Annotated in this window: 14 protein-coding genes and 1 pseudogene; 6 read left to right on the top strand and 9 right to left on the bottom strand. The window is 63.2% G+C overall.

All coding sequences use genetic code 11. From position 1 onward, the window contains the following. The 3 genes from PE058_RS07395 to PE058_RS07385 are packed head-to-tail and all read right to left on the bottom strand — an operon-like array spanning position 1 to position 5,547. Entirely contained in the window at positions 1–1,335 is a 1,335-nt protein-coding gene (locus PE058_RS07395) for a nitrous oxide reductase family maturation protein NosD (protein WP_156827466.1), read from the bottom strand. A 5-nt stretch (positions 1,336–1,340) separates the two neighbouring features. After that, complete coding sequence (nosZ, locus tag PE058_RS07390; protein WP_020087075.1) at positions 1,341–3,278, bottom strand: TAT-dependent nitrous-oxide reductase; 1,938 nt, start codon at positions 3,276–3,278, stop codon at positions 1,341–1,343. Further along, complete coding sequence (locus PE058_RS07385) at positions 3,271–5,547, bottom strand: NosR/NirI family protein (protein WP_271030254.1); 2,277 nt, start codon at positions 5,545–5,547, stop codon at positions 3,271–3,273. The genes nosZ and PE058_RS07385 overlap by 8 nt, the downstream gene beginning before the upstream one ends. A gap of 244 nt (positions 5,548–5,791) precedes the next feature. Here PE058_RS07385 and PE058_RS07380 point away from each other — a divergent pair, with 244 nt between their 5' ends. Both PE058_RS07380 and PE058_RS07375 read left to right on the top strand, forming a co-directional pair. Next, positions 5,792–6,490 (top strand): Crp/Fnr family transcriptional regulator, encoded by a 699-nt coding sequence (locus PE058_RS07380; RefSeq protein ID WP_020087077.1) that lies wholly within the window; start codon positions 5,792–5,794, stop codon positions 6,488–6,490. 128 nt (positions 6,491–6,618) lie between these two features. Next, positions 6,619–7,884 (top strand): NnrS family protein, encoded by a 1,266-nt coding sequence (locus tag PE058_RS07375; protein ID WP_271030253.1) that lies wholly within the window; start codon positions 6,619–6,621, stop codon positions 7,882–7,884. A 12-nt stretch (positions 7,885–7,896) separates the two neighbouring features. On the opposite strand, the gene PE058_RS07370 is transcribed toward PE058_RS07375, so the two are convergent. Continuing rightward, complete coding sequence (locus tag PE058_RS07370) at positions 7,897–9,189, bottom strand: L,D-transpeptidase family protein (protein WP_271030252.1); 1,293 nt, start codon at positions 9,187–9,189, stop codon at positions 7,897–7,899. Beyond that, entirely contained in the window at positions 9,189–10,529 is a 1,341-nt protein-coding gene (locus PE058_RS07365) for an amino acid ABC transporter substrate-binding protein (protein WP_271030251.1), read from the bottom strand. The genes PE058_RS07370 and PE058_RS07365 overlap by 1 nt, the downstream gene beginning before the upstream one ends. 330 nt (positions 10,530–10,859) lie before the next feature. Here PE058_RS07365 and PE058_RS07360 point away from each other — a divergent pair, with 330 nt between their 5' ends. The 3 genes from PE058_RS07360 to PE058_RS07350 all read left to right on the top strand — a co-directional run bounded on the left by PE058_RS07360 (position 10,860) and on the right by PE058_RS07350 (position 14,258). Next, complete coding sequence (locus PE058_RS07360) at positions 10,860–11,138, top strand: hypothetical protein (protein ID WP_020087081.1); 279 nt, start codon at positions 10,860–10,862, stop codon at positions 11,136–11,138. 347 nt (positions 11,139–11,485) lie between these two features. Further along, entirely contained in the window at positions 11,486–13,135 is a 1,650-nt protein-coding gene (locus PE058_RS07355) for a hypothetical protein (protein ID WP_271030250.1), read from the top strand. Continuing rightward, the gene (locus tag PE058_RS07350; protein ID WP_271030249.1) at positions 13,125–14,258 is read left to right on the top strand and encodes a glycosyltransferase; all 1,134 of its coding nucleotides are present in this window, start codon (positions 13,125–13,127) and stop codon (positions 14,256–14,258) included. The genes PE058_RS07355 and PE058_RS07350 overlap by 11 nt, the downstream gene beginning before the upstream one ends. An 18-nt stretch (positions 14,259–14,276) precedes the next feature. Here PE058_RS07350 and zigA read toward each other — a convergent pair whose 3' ends face one another. After that, positions 14,277–15,539, bottom strand: a complete 1,263-nt coding sequence (gene zigA / locus PE058_RS07345) for a zinc metallochaperone GTPase ZigA (RefSeq protein WP_271030248.1) — start codon at positions 15,537–15,539, stop codon at positions 14,277–14,279. A 101-nt stretch (positions 15,540–15,640) separates the two neighbouring features. After that, positions 15,641–17,902 carry a TonB-dependent receptor gene (locus PE058_RS07340; protein WP_020087084.1) on the bottom strand — a complete coding sequence of 754 codons (2,262 nt, stop codon included), beginning with the start codon at positions 17,900–17,902 and terminating at the stop codon, positions 15,641–15,643. Between the two features lie 277 nt (positions 17,903–18,179). Between PE058_RS07340 and PE058_RS07335 the strand changes: the two genes are divergently transcribed. Then, the gene (locus PE058_RS07335; RefSeq protein ID WP_271030247.1) at positions 18,180–19,322 is read left to right on the top strand and encodes an alpha/beta fold hydrolase; all 1,143 of its coding nucleotides are present in this window, start codon (positions 18,180–18,182) and stop codon (positions 19,320–19,322) included. A 12-nt stretch (positions 19,323–19,334) separates the two neighbouring features. Here PE058_RS07335 and PE058_RS07330 read toward each other — a convergent pair whose 3' ends face one another. Continuing rightward, on the bottom strand, positions 19,335–20,519 hold the full coding sequence (locus PE058_RS07330) for an acetate/propionate family kinase (RefSeq protein WP_271030246.1): 1,185 nt from the start codon (positions 20,517–20,519) through the stop codon (positions 19,335–19,337). After that, positions 20,516–21,520, bottom strand: a pseudogene (locus PE058_RS07325) (bifunctional enoyl-CoA hydratase/phosphate acetyltransferase); the annotation flags it as partial. The pseudogene PE058_RS07325 and the gene PE058_RS07330, both read right to left, overlap by 4 nt. Position 21,521 lies beyond the last annotated feature (1 nt).

The following is a 21,521-nucleotide window of genomic DNA, read 5'->3' as shown; positions in this document are numbered from 1 at the left end:
TCACATGATGGGCCGCGAATCCGCGCCCGCCTGGGCGGGATCACGGGGCGCTGGCGACAGATCGACGTCCGCCGGCAGGGCGGCCACCCCGGCACCCGGCGTCATGAGCGGATAGCTGTCGATCGCACCGCCTGGATAGAGCGTCGGGAGCTGTGCCTGAACGAAACGCAGCATCTCGAGCGCGGGGCTCGAAACCAAAAGCTTGGCGAGCGGATATTTCCACAGAACCCAATCGACGAGTGTGTTGGGCCGATAGGCGGCATCAGCGATCCCGTCGCCATCGAGATCGAAGGCCGGATTGTCGCTCCAGTAGTTCCCCCGGCCGTTCTTCGACCATTCGTAGACCTTGAGGCCAGTGTACTTCACCTGCATCTCGTTCAGGAGGAACGTGTTGCCGTAGAAGGCATTACTCTCGGAGCCGCCGGTGAAGTGAACCCCCACCCCGCATTGCTCGAAGCGATTGTCGTGAATGTCGTTGCCCGCGGAGGTGTAGATGAACAGGCACTTCTCGCCGGTGCCGAAGATGCGGTTCCCCGCCGCCTCGGACTTGTGGACCGTATGCAGCATGAGCCCATGTTGCAGATCCGAAACCGACACGTTGCGCAGTGCCTTGAGGCCGTTCGAGTACATCAGCGCGAAGCCGACCCGGTTGCGGATCGAAATATTGTCGCTCACCTCGTTGCGGTTAGCGTACATGTAGTGAACCGCGAACCGCAGGCCCTCGAACCGGTTGCCGCGAATGACGTTGTCGTGGCTGATCTCGATGTAGATGCCGTCGCGCCCGGACGTCACATGATTGTCCGCGACGAGCGAGCCGCTGGTGTTCCAAATGTGGATGCCGTTGCCGCGATCGTTGAGCCAGAGATCACTGCGATTGGCGATGCGGTTGTTGAGGACGCGCGCACCCTTGCAGCCATGAAGAACGATGCCGAAAAGATTGCCTTCCACATCGTTGTTCTCGATGACGACGTCGTCAGCCCCCTTCTTGATGAAGATCCCGCTGTCGAAATCCTCACCCTTCTTTCCGGATCCGCGAACGGTTAGGCCGCGCACGGTCGCGCCCGAAGAGACGACCTTGATCGCCGTGCCTTTGCCCCCGGCGTCGACGATGGCTCCCGGTACCCCTTCGACGGCAAGCTTCTTGTCGATGACGAAGGAGCCCGCATAGACGCCGGCTTGAAGCAGGAGGCGGTCTCCGTCCTGCGCCTGCTCGAGTGCCTGGGTGAAGGCCGCTGCGTCGGCCTTCACCGCAATATCTGCCGCGAGCACAGGGGGAGACACCGCGAACATCAGACCCGCGACGACACCCGCCAAAGCTCGCAGCTCATGACGCACGAGCGTTAGACTCCCGTGTCCTCGACCAGCATCTGTCCCGACATCTCCATGTGGAGCGCGTGGCAGAACCACTGGCAGTAGTAGTAATGAACGCCCGGCTTGTTGGCCTTGAAAGTGACCGAGGACGTGGCCTGCGGACCGATCTCCATGGCGACGCCGTAGTCGACGATGGTGAAGCCGTGCGTGAGATCGACCACGTCGTCGATGTTGGTGACGAACACCGTCACCTCATCGCCCTTCTTCACGCGGAAGTTCTCGAGGCCGAACGCAGGCGCCGCAGACGTCATGTAGACGCGCACCTTGTCGCCGTCGCGGATCACCTTGTTGTCGTCACCGAGCTTGATGCCGTCCTTCTTGGCCCAGTCCATCGCGAACTTGAAGAACGGGTCGTCCTTCTTCCACACCTCGACCGGATTGAGCTTGGACGCGTGCACGATGGTCGCGTCATGCGGCTCGGCGAAGGTCGGGCCGTCATGCACCAGCACCATCTTGTCGCCCGAGATGTCGATGAGCTGATCGTTCTCGGGCTTCAGCGGACCGACGTTGAGGAAGCGGTCCTTCGAGAACTTGCAGAGCGCGATTGCCCACTTGCCGTCGGCCTCCTTGGTCTCGCCGTGGGTGGCGTTGATGTGGCCAACCTGGTAGTGCACGTCGATCTTCTGCTTGATCGGGTTGACCTTCTCGCCGTTGTAGGCACGGATAGCTTCGCCGATATTCCACTTCACGACCTGACTGTCGAGGAAGAGGGAGGTGTAGGCGTTGCCCTTTCCGTCGAAAGTCGTGTGGAGCGGTCCAAGGCCGACCTCGAGATTGCCGACGATGGCTTCCTCGCCCTTGATCTTGCCGGCGAACACGTCGTCGAACTTGTCCCAGTCGAAGATCGTCACCGTGGGCGAGAGCTTGCCGTTGATGACGAGATGCTTTCCGTCCGGCGCGGCGTTGCAGCCGTGGGGGCTGTTGGCCACGGGCACATAGACGGTGACGCCGAGTGTCGACGTCTTGCGTCCATCGACCACCTTCACGCCATTGATCTCGGTGTACTTGCCGTCCTTGATCGCTTTCTCGATCGCGGGGATGTTGAACACCACGATGTGATCCTTGTCGCTCGCCGTCATCTCGGCGACCGTGGTGCCTTCCTCCGCGTTGTAGCTCGTGGACGCGATGTAGCGGCCCTTGTAGTCCGCGTCATTGTTGTCCAGGTTGCCGGACACGATCACCTGCCAGGCAACCTGCATGGTATCGCCGTCGATGGCCGAGAACACCGAGCTCCACTTCTTCGGCTCGTCGAGAAGCTTTCCAACATTCGGGATCGGCGCGCGGTTCTCGCCGTTACAGAACACGTAGCCGGTCCTCGGGTAGCGTTGCAGGCGCAGACCGTGGACCGAATGCGCGTTCGGAACCTGGATGATCTTGTCGCACTTCATCACGTCGAGGCGAATGCGCGCGACACGCGAGTTGGCCTTGTCGTTGATGAAGAGGTAGCGCCCGTCGTAGGCGCCGTCCGTATAGGAGGGACGCGGATGGTGCGTATCTCCGTTGATGTACGTCTTCAGCCCGATCGAAGCGAGATACTCGCGACTCTCCGGCGTCAAGCCTTCCGTGAGAACCTGGAGGCTTTCGTTGGTGATGCCCCAGCCAGTGGCGCTGCAATGATTGAACACCGGTATGCGCATCAGCTCGCGCATCGACGGAAGACCGAGAACGCGCACCTCTCCGGAATGGCCGCCCGACCAGAACCCGTAATACTCGTCGAGCTTTCCGGGCGCGATGGCGACCTTTGCATGCGCATCGCTATCGTTGTCGGCGCGGGCTGTTTCAGGCCGCGCGATAAGAACCGCCGTTCCTCCCGTTGCGAGACCGGCAACGCCCGCGGCCGTCGCCGCCGTTATTCCGGAACCCAGCAGGTCACGCCTGCTCAGGCCTTCTTGATCTGACTTAGACATGACTCTTCTCCTTGGTGCTGTACGTGATCTCGATCGGCGCCGGCGGCTTGGCGGGCACTTGTGCCGGCGCAGCCTGAACAGCATCGCGCTTGGCCGCCGCTTTCTTGCCTCTGCCTTCGCGCTTCATGACGAGCGGCGGGCAGGCGTGATCATCCGAGTAGATGACCTGGCAGTGCATGCAGTAGAGGCACTCGTTGGGATTGATCTCGCCCAGCGGATGGATGGCTTGCACCATGCAGTTCTTGGCGCAGAGCTGGCATTCATAGCCGCACTGCTTGCGCCGCTTCAGCCAGTTGAACATGCGCCCGCGCCCAGGCATGGCGAGCGCCGCGCCGAGAACGCAGAGATAGCGGCAATAGAAGCGCTCGATGAAGAGGCCCGCCGTGAGCAGCGAAAGCGCGAACAGCACAAACCACCACTCGCGCATGAAGCGCAGCAGAACCACCGTCTTGAACGGCTCGATTTCCGCAAGCTGTTCGGCGAAAGCCATGTTCCCGAGCGAGACGCCGAAAAGACCGAGGAACAGGATGTACTTCAGCGCCCACAGACGCTCGTGCACGTAGAACGGCACGGTGATCTGCCGGATGCCGAGGCGCCGCGCCCCGTGATTGAGAAGCTCCTGCAACGATCCAAACGGGCACAGCCATCCGCAGTACGCCCCACGGCCCCAGAAGATCAGCGAGACGGCTGTCGCGCACCACAAGATGAAGATCAACGGCTCGAGCAGGAAATAGTCCCAGCGGAACTCGGTAACGATCGCATTTGCGAAAGTGAGAACATTGACGACGGAAAGCTGCGCCTTTGCGTAGAGCCCGATCCAAAGCACACTGAACAGCAGAAAGGCTGTCCGCAGGCGCGCGAACATGACGGGCTTCTTCACCAGCCAATCCTGGAAGAAGAAGATGCCTGTCAGGATGGCGAGTGAGATCGCGAGAATGACGACGTCCAGCACACGTGCGCGCCAGATCTTCGGCCACAGAGCATCGGCCTGCGCCGCGCTTTCGTGAGCACCCGGATCGGGCGCAGACGCGACAGGCTCCGGTTGCGGCGCTGGAGCCGCGGCGGTCGCGAGGAACCGCTGCGGTGTCTGATAGGAGAGCGAGAAGCTGGTGAACGCCTTGCTGGTGGCGCCTGTCGGCCGCTGCACCAGAAGCTCGAGCCGGAACGGCTTCGTGGGGTCGAACTTGGCCGAGGCAGGCACCCGGAACAACCCAACCTCGCTGAATTCGGGATTGGGTAGCTTAAGGCTGTCGACCCGGCGATAGTCCTTGTCTTTGAACAGGATCGTCTGGTCATCCTGCACGAGCTGGATGCGATCGAAAATACCGCCGCGAACGAAGCCCGAGCCCCGGAAGCTGTAATCGCCGCTCGCCGCGATGATCAGAGCGGACTGTCCAGGCTCGAGCCACGATGCGAGCCGCTTGTAGTCCACCTCCGGCACCAGTGAGCGCCCGATCGTCTCGATATTGAAAAGCCCGAGATGCAGATCGATGAAGTCGGCGTCCGGCACACCGGCACGCGCGTAAGGCTCGGGGCTCCCCACGCCGATCTTCAGAAACTCCGCATCCACGTCCTTGTTGAGGAGATGCAGGCGCCGGACGGAGCCATCCCCGATCAATTGGGCCCAGTCGGCGGGAGTATAGGGTATTTCCGCGAGCACGCTCCGGGCAGCAGGGGATTGCCCGGCAGACGCCCCGGCCGCCGGTGGTGGAAACCCTGCAATCCCCCGCGATTTCGCGACGGCCAGCGCCCCACGCATGACACCGTCGGTAATCACGACCGCAGTCACGGTCGCCCCGGAAATCACATCGACCGATTTCGAGGCGCTCTCCTTGGACATCTCGACGATGTTGCGCCCGGCAAAACGGCCGACGAAGCCGAACAGCTCTTCCGGCGCAATCCCGACCAAGAGGATCGGCTCATGATGCTCGATGACTTTCGCACCGGTGAACACGCCCGCCACATCGATACCCGCGAGAATGCGGATCGGCTTGCCTGAGTAGCCGATGTCGGACGTCTCAAAGACGTAGCCGGCGATCTTACCGCCCTTGAGCGCGGGGATGGCTTTTGGCTTGCCCTCCGCGGGCCCGAATGTCTCAGCGCCGGGGAAGACGTCAGCGGGCTTTACGTCAGCCGTATACGCGCCAAAACCCGCGGAATAGGCAGCCGGCGCGTAACCGAGCGAGGTGAGCAGAAGGGAGGCACAAAGAAGGAGTGCGAAGCCCGGCAGCCCGGCAGATTGGTATCCTCGCAAGATCCGTAACGGCACCGCCGGCTCCCAACTTCCACGCCGCAAGGGCGGCTGCGCGTGATGAGCCCCATAGGTATCGATGGCATCCCCTGAGATCCTTAACCGGGGTCAAGGGGGCTAGCGGTTGATTGAGCTGCGAGACGCTGGCACAAAGCAGGGAGAGAACAAAAAGTGCTAGTGTGCGAGGCTATTGAGCTGCGGCGCGAGGCACGGAGCAGCAAGGCCCCGATCCCCGAGGGGCATCTCCGGAAGAGCGAGGAAAATGGATCCGACAGACTGGCAAATCGTCCGCTCGACCCCGCTCTTTGGCACCATGCCGCAAGAGGTTGCAGTTTCCGTCATCGGCAACCAAACCGTGACAGTCCACCGAAAGGGAGAAATGCTCTTCCAGCAGGGAGAGAGCGCGAACTCGTTCTTCGTGGTCCTTGATGGGTGGGTGAAGCTCTATCGCGTCACGCCCGACGGCGCCGAAGCGGTCGTCGGCGTATTCCGGCGCGGCGAGACCTTCGCGGAAGGCGCCATGTTCATCGGCGGGCGCTATCCCGTCAGCGCCGAGGTCGTGACCAGCTCGCGGCTTCTGCGGATCGACGGACAAACCTTGCGACGCCGCATCCGTGAGCAGCCGGATCTTGCCCTCTCCATGCTGGCTTCCTCGTCCTATCACCTGAAAGCGCTCGTCGAGCAGATCGAGCATATCAAGCTTCTCTCCGCACCCCAGCGCATCGCAGATTTTCTATTGCGCCTCTGTCCGGTGCGCGAAGGCGGCTGCACCATCGAGCTTCCCTACGAGAAGGCGCTGATCGCCAACCGCCTCGGCATGAAGCCCGAAAGCCTCTCGCGCGCCTTGGGAAAACTCCGCCCGCTCGGCGTCAGCGTGGACCGCGAAAACGTGACGATCGTCGATATCGCCCTGCTCAAGCAGTTCATCGAGTCGACCGAACGCGGAGACGAAGGCTTCTGAGCTGGCACACGCGCCCCGGTTGACCCCGGTTAAGCAGCCCCCTGCGACAAAGCGCTAGCGTGAGCGCACCAGTCATGAAGCAGGGAGACCGGAGAAGCCATTCGGTTTGTTTCCGGCGCATGCCACAGATGACGTTCTCACCCGTTCCCCATCCCTCGCAACGGCTCGCGCCGAGCGGCGCGCGTCCCAGCTTCGATGCTTTCTTCTCATACGGATTCCGGCCGTTCTTTCTCGGCGCGGGCATCTTCTCCGCACTGGCAATGGGCATCTGGACGATCTGGATCGCGCTTGCGGCCGGAGGCGGCGCGCAGGACTGGCTGCCGGTTGCGGGATCGCCGTTCGCCTGGCACGCGCACGAAATGGTGTTCGGCTTTGCGGGCGCCGCGCTTGCCGGCTTCTTGCTCACGGCCGTGCCCAACTGGACAGGCGGGCTACCCCTCTCCGGCCTTCCACTTGTCGTGTCATTCGCGGCCTGGCTGGCCGGGCGCCTCGCCATGGGACTGTCCGGCACCATTCCCTATGCCCTCGCGGCCACCATCGACGTTCTGTTCCTACCCCTGATCGGAGCCTTCGCCGCGCGCCAGCTTCTCGTGAAGCCGATGCCGCGCAATCTCGTCTTCCTGGCCATCATTGCGGCGCTGACGCTCGGAAACGTGTCATTCCATCTCGCCAACGCCGGATATATAGATGCCTCTCCGTTGTCCGCGGTCCGCTTCTCGATGCTGCTGGTCATTACGATGACGGCCATCATCGCCGGCCGCATCGTGCCCGCCTTCACCCACAACTGGGTGCACATTCACAGCCCGGCGAGCAGGCTGCCGAGCCGCATCGTCTGGCTCGACGCCACCTCGATCCTCTCGATCGTAGCCTTCCTACTGATCGACGCATCCGGCATTTCAACCATACTGGCTGGCCTCGCAGCCTTGATCGCTGCCGGACTCAACGGCGCGCGCCTCGCGCTGTGGCGGGGTGTCGAAGCCCGCAAGGAGCCCATCGTCTGGATCCTGCATCTGGGTTACGCCTGGATCGTGATCGGGCTCGTTCTGAGCGCGATGGCAAATTGGACCGGTCTGGTGACGAGCGCCATGGCGAGCCATGCGTTCGGCACCGGCGCCATCGGTACGATGATCCTTGCCGTGATGAGCCGCGCCTCGCTCGGCCACACAGGGCGCCGCCTCATCGCGCCGCCCCTTGTGGTGTGGTCCTATGGCTTGGTCACTCTGGCCGCGCTGCTGCGCGTTATGGCGCCGATGGTGCCCCCCGAGCTTACCAACGTCTTCCTCGGCGCGGCAGCCATGGCCTGGATCGCGGCGTTCGCCCTCTTCACGTTCGTCTACGCGCCGATCCTGACGACGCCGCGCGTCCACACCAAGGTGATGCGCACGAGACCGTAGTGCGAACGGCTTCTAGGGCGCCACCGGCATGTTGAACGTGCGCGACGCGATATCCTCGCCGGGATCGAACGCCGAGTCGTCGCGGTTATAGAGATCGTTGCGGAACTGAACGTTGCCGTTCTCGGCCCACGCGGTGAGATAGATGAAGTGCACAGGCACGGGCCGCGCAAGCTTGATCGTCTTGGCACGACCTTCGGCGAGCGCCGCCTCGATCCCCGCGCGGCTCCATCCGTCCTGCCCCGCGAGAAGCCAATCGGCCAGATCCACGTAGCGTTGCACGCGCACGCAGCCCGCGCTGTTCGCCCGCTCGTAATAATCGAAGAGGTTCTTCATCGGCGTATCGTGCATGTACACGATCTGCTTGTTGGGCATGTCGAAGCGGATGAGACCCAGCGCATTCTGCGGTCCCGGGTCCTGCCGGAACACGTAGCGCTCGGCTTCGGGCCCCCACCAGTTGACCATCGAGGGATCGATCTCCTCGCCGCCGAACGTCGAGAACACGCGGATGCGCTCCTTGTAGAGATAGGAGGGGTCCTTTCGGACCGCAGGAATGAGCGCGGCTTTCGCGATCGACCCGGGCACATGCCAGAAAGGATAGATGTTGAGGGCTTGCAGCGTCGCGCTGATGGTGGGCGTCGGCGTCGCGCGTTTCCCTGCGATCGTTCTGCTCGTCAGCTCCACTTGCCCGCCGTTGAGCGCCTGCAGTTCGAAGCTCGCCGAGTTCATGAGAACCTGCCGCGGAGCCGAAAGTTTCGGCAGCAGCTCCTGCATACGCGCAAGATTGAGCTGAAGCTGGCGCAACCGCGTCTGGGCCGGCACGTTGAGCGAGCGCTGCGTGATGCCGTACACGATCCCCGTAGGCTCGAGCCCGTTGCGAAGCTGATACCGTTTGACGCCCGCCTCCAACGCCGCGTCGAACAGATACGCATCGCCGCCGCGGCGCATGTCCCCGGTCATCTCGAGATGGCGGCGAACGATGGCGACGTTCGCGTCGCTATCCCCGGGCCGCAACGTAATACGGGCGGGCAGCATTGGCCATCCGCCAGCGGAAACGATCGCCTGATACTTCGCAATCGCGCCCTGAAGCTCCTGGATGCCGGGCGGGCTCACCCAGGGAACGGTGCTGGGCTCCGGCGGCAACGTCCGCTGCCGCTGCGCGGCGGCCGGATGGGCAGCGAGCATCGAGACGCACGACACCGCAGCCAACGCCCAAACGACGCGGAGAGCGGAAGCACGAAACCTGGAGACCGGGATGAGACGCATGGCAAAGCCTGACTTCGAGACCTGTGGGGAGGTGAAACGCATCACCACATGGGCGGAGCGGACAGGATGCCGCCGCGCTTCCACAGCGCGTTGAGCCCGCGATCCATGCCGAGGGAGCTTCCCTTGCCGACATTGGCCTCGAACATCTCTCCGTAGTTCCCGACTCCTGCCACGACATCGCGCAGCCAGGTTCGTTTGAGGCGCAGCTTCTCGCCGCTGGCACCCGCGCCATCGACGAGCCGCTGCGCATCGTCGCTCAGAGAGCCCCCGCCGGAAGCCGCCGCCTTGTCCAGCCCCACCTCCTCCGCGTTCACGAGACCGGCAAGCGTCCAGCGCACGATCTCCGTCCACTCCTCGTCACTCTTGAGCACGGCCGGGCCGAGCGGCTCCTTGGAGATCACCTCGGGCAGGATGTCATGCTTTTCCGGCTCGGAGAACGAAGCGCGATCCGAGAACAGTGCCGAGCGATCGCCCGAATAGGCATCGCATGCGCCGCTGCCATAGGCTTTCAGCATGTCGTCGCGCGTCGGGAAGGCCTGAACCTGCGCGTCGATGCCCTGCGCCTTGAAATAGTAGGCCATGTTTTTCTCGGTGGTCGTGCCGGATTCCACGCAAACCTTCAGTCCCGAAAGCTGGTGCGCGGACACGAGCCCGCGCTCGCTGCCCGTCATGAACCCCTGGCCATCGAAATAGAGAATGCCGGCAAACCTCAGGCCCATCTCCACCTCGCGCGACATGGTCCAGGTGGTGTTGCGCGAGAGAATGTCGACCTTCTGGCTCTTCAGCGCGTCGAAGCGCTCGTTGGTCTCGAGCGGCACGAAATCCACCTTGCTCGCATCGCCGAATACCGCCGCCGCGAGCGCATGGCAGAACTCGACATCGAGCCCCGCCCAGCTACCAGCGCCGGTCTGCGCTGCGAAACCCAAAAGCCCGGTGTTCACTCCGCACAGAACCTTGCCGCGCGAGCGAACCTCGTCGAGTTTCGACGCAGCGGACGGTAACGCGGCAGTGACGATAGAAGCTCCTTCGGCAGCGGACGCAGGAGCAGGCTCCGTGACCTGGGTAGGCGGCGGGTCGGCCGCCGGAGCGGGAACAGCCGGAGCCTGCGCAGTGGAGGATGCCGCCTGAGGCTGTGTCCCTTCCGCGGGGGCCGCCGCCGCGTCTTTTTTCTGGGCAGCGTCCGCGGCGCGGCAGCGGCTCTTCGGCACCACAGTGAAGTTGCCTGCGCCGTCGCCATCGGACTTGCACGTGCACGGTCCCTGTGGCCCGTCGCGAAGCGCGCACAGCCTGTATCCTGCGCTGGCGGGCCCGGCAATTCCGGAAAGAAAAGCCAAGACCATCGCCGCCTGTGCAGCGGCTACGGTTGCACGTCGTCTAAGCATAGGTCTCAAGCCCCGTCTGGCGCGGCACCTGCGGTATCCCCCGACCGTATGGAGGATCGCCCGTGCCACAACTTCGATAGATATGTCAGGCAGTTCGGCGTGAACGCCAGCTCGCGGGGCAACCTTAGAACGGATGAGCGACGACGCGCTAGTGGACTTCCGGAAGTAAGGCACAGCCTGCGGCCACGCAAAAGCCCGATAAGACGGGCCTCGCTGGAGGCAGAGAAGCGATCGACAATGAGAGGGGGGACACACACCGGTATTCCTGATAAGTTGCATATATTGGCGGTCGCGAGATTGGGAGCCGCCTGACGAGAGTGCATCCGCGATATGCGCCTCCCCTCTTTCGAGCGGCTGGAGTGGGCGATGCAGTTTCTATCCTCCGATAGGTTCGATTCCGCCACCAAGGACCTCCTTCGCGATGTTCACGAAAGCGTCGTGAAGCAGCTCGATGTCCAGTTTCCGCATATGTCGAACCGGGACGGCGTTCTGAACGCTCTGTGCGAGGCCATTACGAGCCTCGCGGCGGCGGGCCAGCGCAATCGTGATGCGCTGGAAAGGTATGGGCTGCACCAGGCGTCCCTCAACGCCATCGGCTCTACGCCCTAGGCCGGTAAATCGGCGACCGGGCACCGGGCCGCCTCCACCTTCGAAACCAAGATGTTCGAAGTCATTTGCCCACGGCCTTTTACAGAATATTTTAGCGCTAGCCTGTAACACACCGAAACATCGCAACGACCAGGCCCGTACCCGTTTTATCGAACGAGCTCGAACAACGGAGCACGAGATTACGGTTTCTTGCCAATAGCTTGGCTAACCAATTGCCGACACATCATGTTGCCGAGCCCATGCTCATCGACGCCGTTTTAACCAAGCCACTTTTCGGAAGCACAAAGAGCCCAGGACAGGCCGGGAAGCCGGTCGGCAACGATCCGAGGGCGCTCGGGGAAACGTCTATGACCGCCGCGGCTCAACAAAACCAAAAACGCACGCGCCGCTGGCCCGTCTTCGAAACCATCCCGCCGCATTTCGCCGCTCAGTGCCGGAACGGCCAGGTCTCGGTGACGGGAGACACCACCTGCAGCCTCGGAAACGAATACGAAACAACGAGCGGCCGGCCCGCGGGGGTCTTCGCCTCCTGGTCCTGGGATGGCGAAACCCTCGTCGCCGAGGTGGATCCGTTTGGCTACTTCAATCTCTTCTTCTTTGCGAACGGCAAGACCGTCGGCGTATCGCCCTCGCTCCTGCAATTGATCGCAGATGGCGCCGACACCACGCTCGACCATCGCGCCCTCGCGGTCTTTTACCGCCTCGGCCTCTTCATCAACGACGACACCCCGTTCAAGAACATTCGCGTGCTTCCCCCGGGCGGGCGTCTTACATGGCGCAACGGCGAGTTCACGGTCACAGGCGGCCCCACGGTTCCCCAGGTCCGGGAGATCTCGCGGCAAGGCGCGGTTGACGGCTTCATCGACCTTGCGCGCCAGAGCATGACGCGCATCCTGGATGCTTGGACCGACGACATCGTGCTGCCGCTGAGCGGCGGGCGCGACTCGCGCCACATTCTGCTCGAAATGCAGCACCTCGGCCGCCTGCCGAAGACCTGCGTGACGTTCCACCATGGCGGCCGCGAGCTGAACTCTGAAGCCCGCGCTGCGCGCGCGGTCTGCGAGAGCGTCGGCGTCTCTCACACCATTCTCGGCCACCCGAGATCGCGCTCGCGCGATATCCTGCGCACGTTGATCCTGACAAGCCTATGCTCGGACGAACACGCGCAGATGATGCCGCTGCACGACTACCTTGCAGACCAACCCTGCGCCGCGCTCGACGGCATCGCGGGCGACATCCTGACGAACCCGGACGACTCCGCCGAGGAGTACTTCCAGCTTGCCTCACGCGGAGACTACGCCGGCATCGCCCAGCGGATGATCGCCGGACACGGCAGGGTGATCTCGCAAGCGAGCTGGGGCCGGGGCGCCGGCCCTCTTTACGCGCCGGGACGCGATGACGAGGCGATCGACTACATCGGCACGGCGATCCAGGAGTATGCCTCAGCACCCGACCCCTACCAGGCGTTCTGGTTCTGGAGCCGCACCCGTCGTGAGATCGGCCTCGTGCCCACCTCCATGTTCGGCAGCGCCGCGGCCATCTACTGTCCCTACCTCGACCCCGAGTTCGTCGAGTTCGGCCTTTCCCTCCCCTATCGCGTCACGCGCGATCAGCAACTGCACAACGACGCCATCGCTAAAGCCTATCCCGCACATCGCCATGTGCCCTTCCAGGAAGGCTTCCGCAACCTGCCGCACACGCGCCCGAACCCGTTCCACAAGATCACGAGCGCCTTGGACGGCATCTCGATGCTCCTCGCCATCGAGCCGGAGAAGCCCTTCAAGGAGGCCGCGGACTTCCTGAGGGGTTCGAAGGAATTGCACCGCAGCTCGGCCAACATCTACCGTATGTACGCGCTTTGCCTCGAAAGCCTCGATGCCGAGAAGGCCAAGCGCCTCCTGGCCCTCAACGCCAGGCTCCACGCCTCGCGATCGAGAGACCTCGTCACCGACACCTACCTGCCGCGCAAACTCGCTGAGACGACCAATGGCATCTGATCGCCACGGCCTGATCCTGGAAAAGATGCGCCGCGCCATCCAGCGCACCGGCCGCTTCGCCGCGCGCAAATGGCTCCTCAATCGCCCGTTCTCGAAAACGGCCACATCGCGGCTTCTCCTCGTCACCATCGACGAGCGCATTCCCCAAAGCCAGATCTACCCTTTCCATTTCTATGCCGACGCGCTCCGCCGCCAGTACGGCACCGAGATCCGCGAGGTCTCAATCGAGGAATACGAGCGGGGCAACAGTCCCGCACCCCGGGACGCCACCACCGTCTGTTTCCAGACGCAATTCCACACGCCCCGTGACGAGCTCATCGCCATCGTGGAGCGCCTCAAACAGCAGAACCCTGAAGCCCGCATCGTCTATCTGGACTGGTTCGCGCCGACAGACCTGAGGCTCGCGGACGCCCTCGATCCGCACATCGCGATCTATGTAAAAAAGCACGTTCTGCGGGATCGCTCCCTCTACGGCCAGCCGACCCTCGGCGACACGAACCTTGTCGATCATTTCAGCAAGAAATTCGGAATTGCCGAGGAGACGCGGCTATTCCCGATCCCCCCGGGCTTCCTCGACAAACTTCACATCGGCCCATCTTTCGTGACAGCCGACTTCATGCTGCATCGCTTTTTGGGCGCGTCTCCGGTCGTGGGCGAGAAGCCGATTGACGTGCACGCCCGCCTCGGCGTCAAGGGTACGCCCTGGTATCAGGCCATGCGAACCGAATGCGTCGACGCGCTCGGAACCATTGCAGACCTGAACGTCGCGACCGGCGGCAATCTCGGCCATGTCGCCTACCTGCAGGAGCTGCAGGCGTCGAAGGTCTGCTTCAGTCCCTTCGGCTATGGCGAAGTTTGCTGGCGTGACTATGAGGCCATCATGAGCGGCTCGGTGTTGCTGAAACCCGACATGTCGCACATAGAGACCGACCCGGACATCTTCGTCCCTGGCAAGACCTACGTACCGCTGAGATGGGACCTTGCCGATTTCGAGGAGAAGGTCCGCGAGCTGGTCGGCATGCCGAGCCTGCGCGAAGAGATCGCCAACAACGCCTTCACCGCGCTCCACGACTACGTGACGAGCGAGCGCTTCGTTACCCAGATGCGCCCGCTCATCGCCTGATCGCTTTTAGCGCCGCGCTTACGCGGCTTCCCGCGCCCACTCCGGGAACGGATCCGGCAGATCCGCCCACTGGCTCGTATCGAGAGTGCCCTCCGCCGGAATCGGCAGAAGGCAGGCGTCGAGCGCCGCCATCATGGCCACCTTGTCCATCTCAGGCGTGCCGATGAACACGATCTCCTGGCGCCGGTCGCCCCACAGCTTGTGCCAGGTCTTGTTGATGCGGCCGACAAGGTCGTCGTCCTTCGGCCAGTTCTTTCTGGGTACCGCCGCCCACCAGTAGCCGATCGCCTCGTGCTGGACGAGCGCACCCGCCTGCGCGAGCTCGCCAACCCACTGTGGCCGCGTTGCAAGCCAGAAAAATCCCTTCGCGCGAATGACGCCGGGCCACGACTTGCTGAAGAAGGCATGAAGGTTCGCGGGCTCGAACGGCCCTCGCGCGCGGTAGACGAAACTGGAGATCCCATACTCCTCCGTTTCGGGCTTGTGGTCCTTGAAGCCGTTCAGCTCCTTGAACCAGGTCGGATGACGATGCGCCGTCTCGAAGCTGAAGAGCCCCGTATCGAGAATATCACGCGATGAAACGCGCGCATGACTCGTCTCGATGATCCGCGCATCCGAGTTGAGCGAGCGGATGATGGACCGCGCCGCCTCGATGGCATCCGGGCTCGCGACATCGATCTTGTTCAGAACGATGACGTCGGCGAACTCGATCTGATCCACGAGCAGTTGAACCAGCGGGCGCTCGTCTCCCTCGCCCGCCACCTCTCCGCGATCCTTGAGAAAGTCACTCGACGAATAATCCTTGAGCAGGTGCGCTGCATCGACCACCGTCACCATGGTATCGAGCCGCGCGACATCCGAAAGGCTCCTGCCGTCCTCGTCGCGAAACTCGAAGGTCGTGGCAACAGGCAGAGGCTCGGCAATACCGGTCGACTCGATCAGGAGATAATCGAACCGGCGCTCCGCGGCGAGCCGGCGCACCTCCTTCAGAAGATCGTCGCGCAACGTGCAGCAAATGCAGCCGTTCGACATTTCGACAAGCGTCTCATCCGTGCGCGAAAGATTGGCACCGCCTTTCTCCACCAGATCGGCGTCGATGTTCACCTCGCTCATATCGTTGACGATCACCGCGACCTTGAGCCCGTCACGGTTATTCAGCACATGATTGAGGAGCGTCGTCTTGCCCGCCCCGAGAAAACCGGAGAGCACGGTCACGGGGAGACGCCTGTCGATGCGTGTTGTCGCCACTCCTTCGAGATGCGCCGCAAGTTTCTCATCCATTCTCCACCTCGCAAATTCTGCAACGGAAGTTATAACATCCATACAAGACTACTGGCCCGGCTTATCCCATCTGCGCAGAAGCCGTTTTGCTATGTCTGCCGTCAGTTGAGCGTGATCGATCCGAACACCCGCACACTGGCGCCGGGCAGCAGCACATCCTCGCTGCGTTTGAACGAGGCGTGATTGAGCACTTCGTCGTCGGCCAAGTTTTCACCCTTGAGACCGATGGTGGCCACCGGCACGATGCCATCGACGGCTTCCCCCGCAACGCTGTAGCTGATCTCCGCCGAAACCAGCGTGTAGCCCGGCGTCGCGATCTCGTTCACCCCGAAGTCGTTCTGATCGAAGGCGTGCAGGACACCAGCCCGCGCAAACCAGTTGGCGTCCCGATAAAACAGGCCGCCACCCAGACGATGCGGAGGAATGCGGGGAACGTTCTCGCCGTTGTCGAACTCGGCACGCACGAAGTCGTACTGCCCGTCGACACCCCAAACGCCCTTCCAGACGCGAGCCACATCATATTGGAACGCGAGCTCGGCGCCGTAGAACGTCGCGTCGCGCTGCTGAAAGAAGACGAGATCGAACGCCTCGTGCCCATGGCCATGCCCGCCGCCACCCGCGTGGCCCTCGTCAAAGCAATGGAAATGATCGCCATGCGCCTCCGCATCGCATTCGAGTCCGGAGAGCTGGCGATAGATGAAGCCGTTGTAGCGGGTGTAGTAGGCCGACGCATCGAAACGCAGAGCACCCACTGACTTCTTGAGGCCCGCCTCGATCGTTGTCGCCTTCTCCACATCGAGTCCGGGATTGCCCACCTCGAACGTCCCCGTCGCCTCGTGCATGCCCTTCGAGAAAAGTTCCGCAGCATCGGGCGCACGCTCGACGTACTGCCCCGTGAGACGGGCCACCGTCTGAAGTGGCAACTGATAGAGAAGCCCAAGGCTCGCACTCGTCGGCGTGAAGTCACGCTCTCCGGAGAAGCGATGCGAATGGAAATGCCATTCGTGATCGTCCGGCGGCGCCTCGCGATGTCCGTGGAACTCCTCCCACCCCGAACCATCGATCGTCGCATGCTCGATCCGAGCCGCAGCCTGGACGCTGAGCTTCCGCGTCAATGCAAGCTCCTCGAACCAGAACGCCGCGATGCTTTGCGTGTGGGCCGGCTCGAGCAGAGATTCACCCTCGAAGCTTTGCCCGCGCGTCTTGCGGTTGTTCCAGTGAGCGCCGATCACGCCGGTCAGCTCGCCGAGCACGGTGCCCACGGGAACGTGTTGCACCTCCACGCGCGCCTCTTGCTCCTTGTTGGTGAAGCGTGAGCCAACCTCGAACTCGTCTTCGACGCCCGGGTCATGGATCGCAAGCTCGTCGTGCGCATAGTCCGATGCTCCGAACCAGAAGCGAACCGCATCGACGGCCGAGCCGCGGACCCGCCACTCGCCTTTCGCGAGCACCTTGTCCTGCACCATGTCGATACGCGGGTTGACGCCCTCCTCCGCTTCCTCGCCGGGAATGCCGTAAAGGCTTTCGATTCGGGAAAACGAAACGCCGACAAATCCGTCCGGTCCCACGATGGAGCCGCCCAGCGCACCGCCCTTGCTGTCGGCAAAGCTGTTCTCGACAGTGCCCTTGGGAGACTCGTAGTCGTCCGCCTTGCGCCAGAAGCCGTCTGCGTGGACCACGATGCCTTGGGAGCCAGCAGTGGCCCGGAATGCACCGTCCTTGCTGTCGTCCACCGACGTGCCACCGCCTTTGAGCGCGCCACTGAAGCCGCCCTTCGGCATGTAGGTTGGAATACGCTGGTTCTCGACCGAGACGACACCGCCGATGGCCTGCGAACCGTAGCGCAGCGTTGCGGGACCACGCACGACCTCGATGCGGTCGGCAGAATCCGGGCTGATCGGGATTGCATGATCCTCGGAAATGGCAGCCACATCATGCGTGCCGATGCCGTTCTCCTGCGTGCGGACGCGATAGCTGTCAAGGCCGCGAATGATCGGCCTGTTCGCACCAGGCGCAAAGGACGTTCCCGAAATTCCGGGCTTCGTCTCCAGCGCGTCCGTGATGGTCGCCCCGTTGATCGGCGCAATCTCGCTCTCGCTCATCGTCGTGACCGCCACGAACGAATGATCCGCAAAATCGAGCGCTGTGCCGGGAAGCGACGCACTTTCCGCAGGCGCGGTATCCCCCTCCGGAAGCGTCTGCTTGGACCGCTTCGGTTTCACGATCGGGCTCGCCGTCGTCACATCGATAGCAGGAAGCTCCGTAACGCTCTGCGCCGAGGCCGAAGAAACGGCCATCACGGTAGCAGCGGCGGGAAACGCCAGAACGGCCGCCCGAAGGCGTTCACGGTTGTACGGGGGCATGAGAACCTCGACTTACGGATGTTATAATATCCGCTTAATAGCCGCCGCGCTCCCCTCTGGCAAGTGGGTTGTCTGGGTGGTTCGCACGCCGTCGCCCCAGCGCCGAAGGACGCCGCAGCTCCCGATTGCTCCTGCCGTGCACGAAGAAGAAACGCGCGGACGCGGCAATGCCGAAATTCATGTCTTATAAAGCGGCGATGACATGGTGCGCATCGAGCGGGGAGAGCTGTTGACAATGCGGGCACGGAAACGGCGCGGCAGCCGAAGAGACGCCTTCTTGGCGATCATCCTACTTCTCCTCGCCCCCATCGCCATGACGCCAGCGCCCGCGGCCGCGCGTGACGAGGTCGGCACAGGCGAGCTGGCCGCCGCCAGGCCCGGCACAGTGTTCCGCATCTGGCCACTCGAAGGAGGCGTAAAGGCCGGATACAAAGGCTACCGCGTCCTCTATCGCTCGACGGGATTTCAGGACGAGCCGATCGCGGTGAGCGCCGCGATCATCTTCCCCGCAGCCGGCGCCACCTCGCCCCGCCCCGTGATCGCATGGGCGCATCCCACCAGCGGAGTCGTGACGCGCTGCGCGCCGACGCTGATGCCGGATCTCGCAGGCACCATCCCGGGAATCGACCAGTTCACCGACGCAGGCTACGTCATCGTCGCAACGGACTATCCGGGCCTCGGCGCCCCAGGCGCCCATCCCTACCTTATCGGAAAAAGCGCGGCCCATGCCGTGCTGGACTCTGTGCGGGCGGCACGCACCCTGAAGGACGTGCACGCTGGCAAGCGCTTCGTCGTGTGGGGACACTCACAGGGCGGACACGCAGCCTTGTTCACGGGCGCCGAAGCAAGATCCTACGCCCCCGACATCGAGCTTCTCGGCGTAGCCGCTGCAGCTCCCGCGACCAACCTTATCGAGCTCTTCGACGCCGATCGCGAGACGAGCAGCGGCCGTAGCCTCACGGCGATGGCACTCTATTCCTGGTCGCGTGTCTTCGGCTTCCCACTCTCCAACTTCGTCGTGCCCCATGCGGAACGAAGCTTCGGCCGCCTGGCCAGCGATTGCATCCTCGACCTTGCCGACTTCATGAAGGAGGACAGCGACGAGCACGCACTTGCCCGCAACTTCCTATCTTCCGACCCGACGAAAGACGCCCGCATCCGCGACATCATGCAGAAGAACTCGACGGGGATGCTGCCTCACGGAATGCCCGTGTTCATCGCGCAAGGCACCTCCGACGAGCTCGTGAGGCCAAAAATCACGCGAGCCTACGCGAAAGAACTTTGCGGCGGCGGAGCTAAGGTCAAGTTGCACATGATGAGCGGCACACCACATTTGACGGCAGGCATGAACGCAGCTTACGCAGCATCGCAATGGATGAGCTTGCTGTTCAAAGGCGCCACACCGCCGAGTGATTGCTGACAGTCTCCCCCGTCACGCCGCACGGCCGAGAACCGCGCACGCCTCTGCCGCAATCACGTGCTCCTCGTCCGTGGGAATGACGAGCACGGTGATCCGGCTCCCCGCCGCACTGATGACCTCGGCATTCTGCGCATTGCGTTCGGGATCGAGCACGAGGCCGAGCCATGCCAGCCGCGCGCACACTTCAGCGCGCACGCGCGGCTGATTCTCACCTATTCCGGCCGTGAACACGATGGCATCGAGCCCCCCCGCGCTCATGGCGAGACGGCCGATCTCCCCGGCGATCCTGAGCGTGAAAAGTTCTATCGCCTCCCGTGCTTCCGGCGCGGCGCTCTCCAGAAGTTCGCGGCTGTCCGCGCTGATCCCCGAAACGCCGAGCAGTCCGGACCGATGATAGAGAATAGCCTCGACCTCGTTCAAAGGAAGCTTCTTGTCGCCCAGGAGATGCAGCAAGACGCCCGGATCGAGCGCGCCGCACCGCGTCGCCATCGGAATTCCATCGAGCGTCGAGAACCCCATGCTGGTATCACGGCTTGCCCCGCCATCGAGCGCGCAGAGGCTCGCCCCGCTGCCGAGATGCGCCGCAATCACCTTGCCGTGCGCCACAGTCGGGAACCTCCGCGAGAGCGACCCGGATATGGACGCATAAGAGAGCCCGTGAAACCCGTAGCGCTTGATGCCTTCGTCATGCATCGCGCGGGGAATGGCGAAGCGCTGCACGATCGGATCGTTGCTGCGATGGAAGGCCGTATCGAACGACGCCGACTGCGGAAGCTCGGGGCGGAGCTGCCGGATGGCCCGGATAACGCGCAGGCTCTGCGGCTGGTGCAGCGGCGCGAGCTTCGTGAGCGCGTCCATGGCGCTGAGCGCAGCGTCGTCAATCACCACGGGTCCCGAGAACGCATCTCCGCCGTGAACGACGCGATGCCCCGCGGCCGATACTTTGCTGAGATCGAAGTGCTTGCCGACAAACCCGAACGTCTCGGCCAGAACCTCGCTCAGGTCGTCGGACGCTCGCGCACTGAGTTCCACATCGAACACCTCAGGACCTTCGACAAGGTGAAAGGTGAGAGGCGCCTTCCGGAAATCGATGACGCCCTTAGCGAGCCTCCGCGGCGCAGATCCGCCTCGCTCGAACACCCCGATCTTCACGGTGGACGAGCCAGCATTGAAAGTGATCAGAAGTTGGTCGCTCATTCGGCAGGAAGCCTTTCCATGGGCCGCAGCGCGGCAACGAGTTTCGCGAGCGCGGCCGATGCAATGCGCGCGCTCATGGGATCGGCCCGGCTCGTCAGCACGATGGGAACGCGTGCGCCGAGCACGAGACCGGCGGCGGTCGCTCCCGCGAAATAGATGAGCTGCTTGGCCAGCATGTTCCCCGCTTCGAGATCGGGCACCACGAGAACGTCGGCCTGTCCCGCAACAGGTGACACGATCCCTTTGGTGCGGGCCGCCTCGAGGCTGATCGCGTTGTCGAAGGCGAGCGGACCGTCCACTTTCGCGCCCGTGATCTGGCCGCGAGAGGCCATCACCGTCAGCGCGGCCGCATCGAGCGTCGCCGGCATCTTCGAGTTCACCGTCTCCACCGCCGCAAGGACCGCAACGAGCGGCTCTTTCAGTCCGAGCGTATGCAAGAGATCGATGGCGTTCTGACAAATGTCCCGCTTCTGCTCGAGCGTGGGCTGGATGTTGATGGCCGCATCCGTGATCAGAATAGGCTTGGGATAGGCAGGCACATCCATCGCATAGACGTGACTGATACGCCGCTCGGTGCGCAAGCCGGACGTCGGCGCCACGACGGCACCCAGCAATTCATCGGTATGGAGACTGCCCTTCACCAACACCTCGACGTCTCCAGCGACGGCGATCTCCACCGCGCGCGCCGCAGCGGCGTGACTGTGCGGGACGGATTCGATACTGATCCCATCGAGCGAAACGCCCGCCACATCCGCCGCCGCCCGGATCTTGGCTTCCGGACCGACGAGAAGCGGAACGAGAAGCCGCTCGTCCCGCACCTCCACAGCCGCGCGCACGGCCTCCGGCGAGCAGGGATGGACGATGGCCGCCTGAATCGGCGGAAGATCACGCGCTTTCTGGATGAAGGCTTCGTAGCGGGTGCCATGCGCGGTGGGAGGAGCTTGAGGAAGCATCGAGACCTCATCGTTGATGAAAAAATGCCACTCCTCGATACGAGGCGGA

Source organism: Hyphomicrobium sp. DMF-1 (genome assembly GCF_027886585.1).
Lineage (GTDB): Bacteria > Pseudomonadota > Alphaproteobacteria > Rhizobiales > Hyphomicrobiaceae > Hyphomicrobium_C > Hyphomicrobium_C zavarzinii.
Note: the sequence above shows the minus strand (reverse complement) of the source record. Positions and strands in the feature narration are given on the sequence as shown.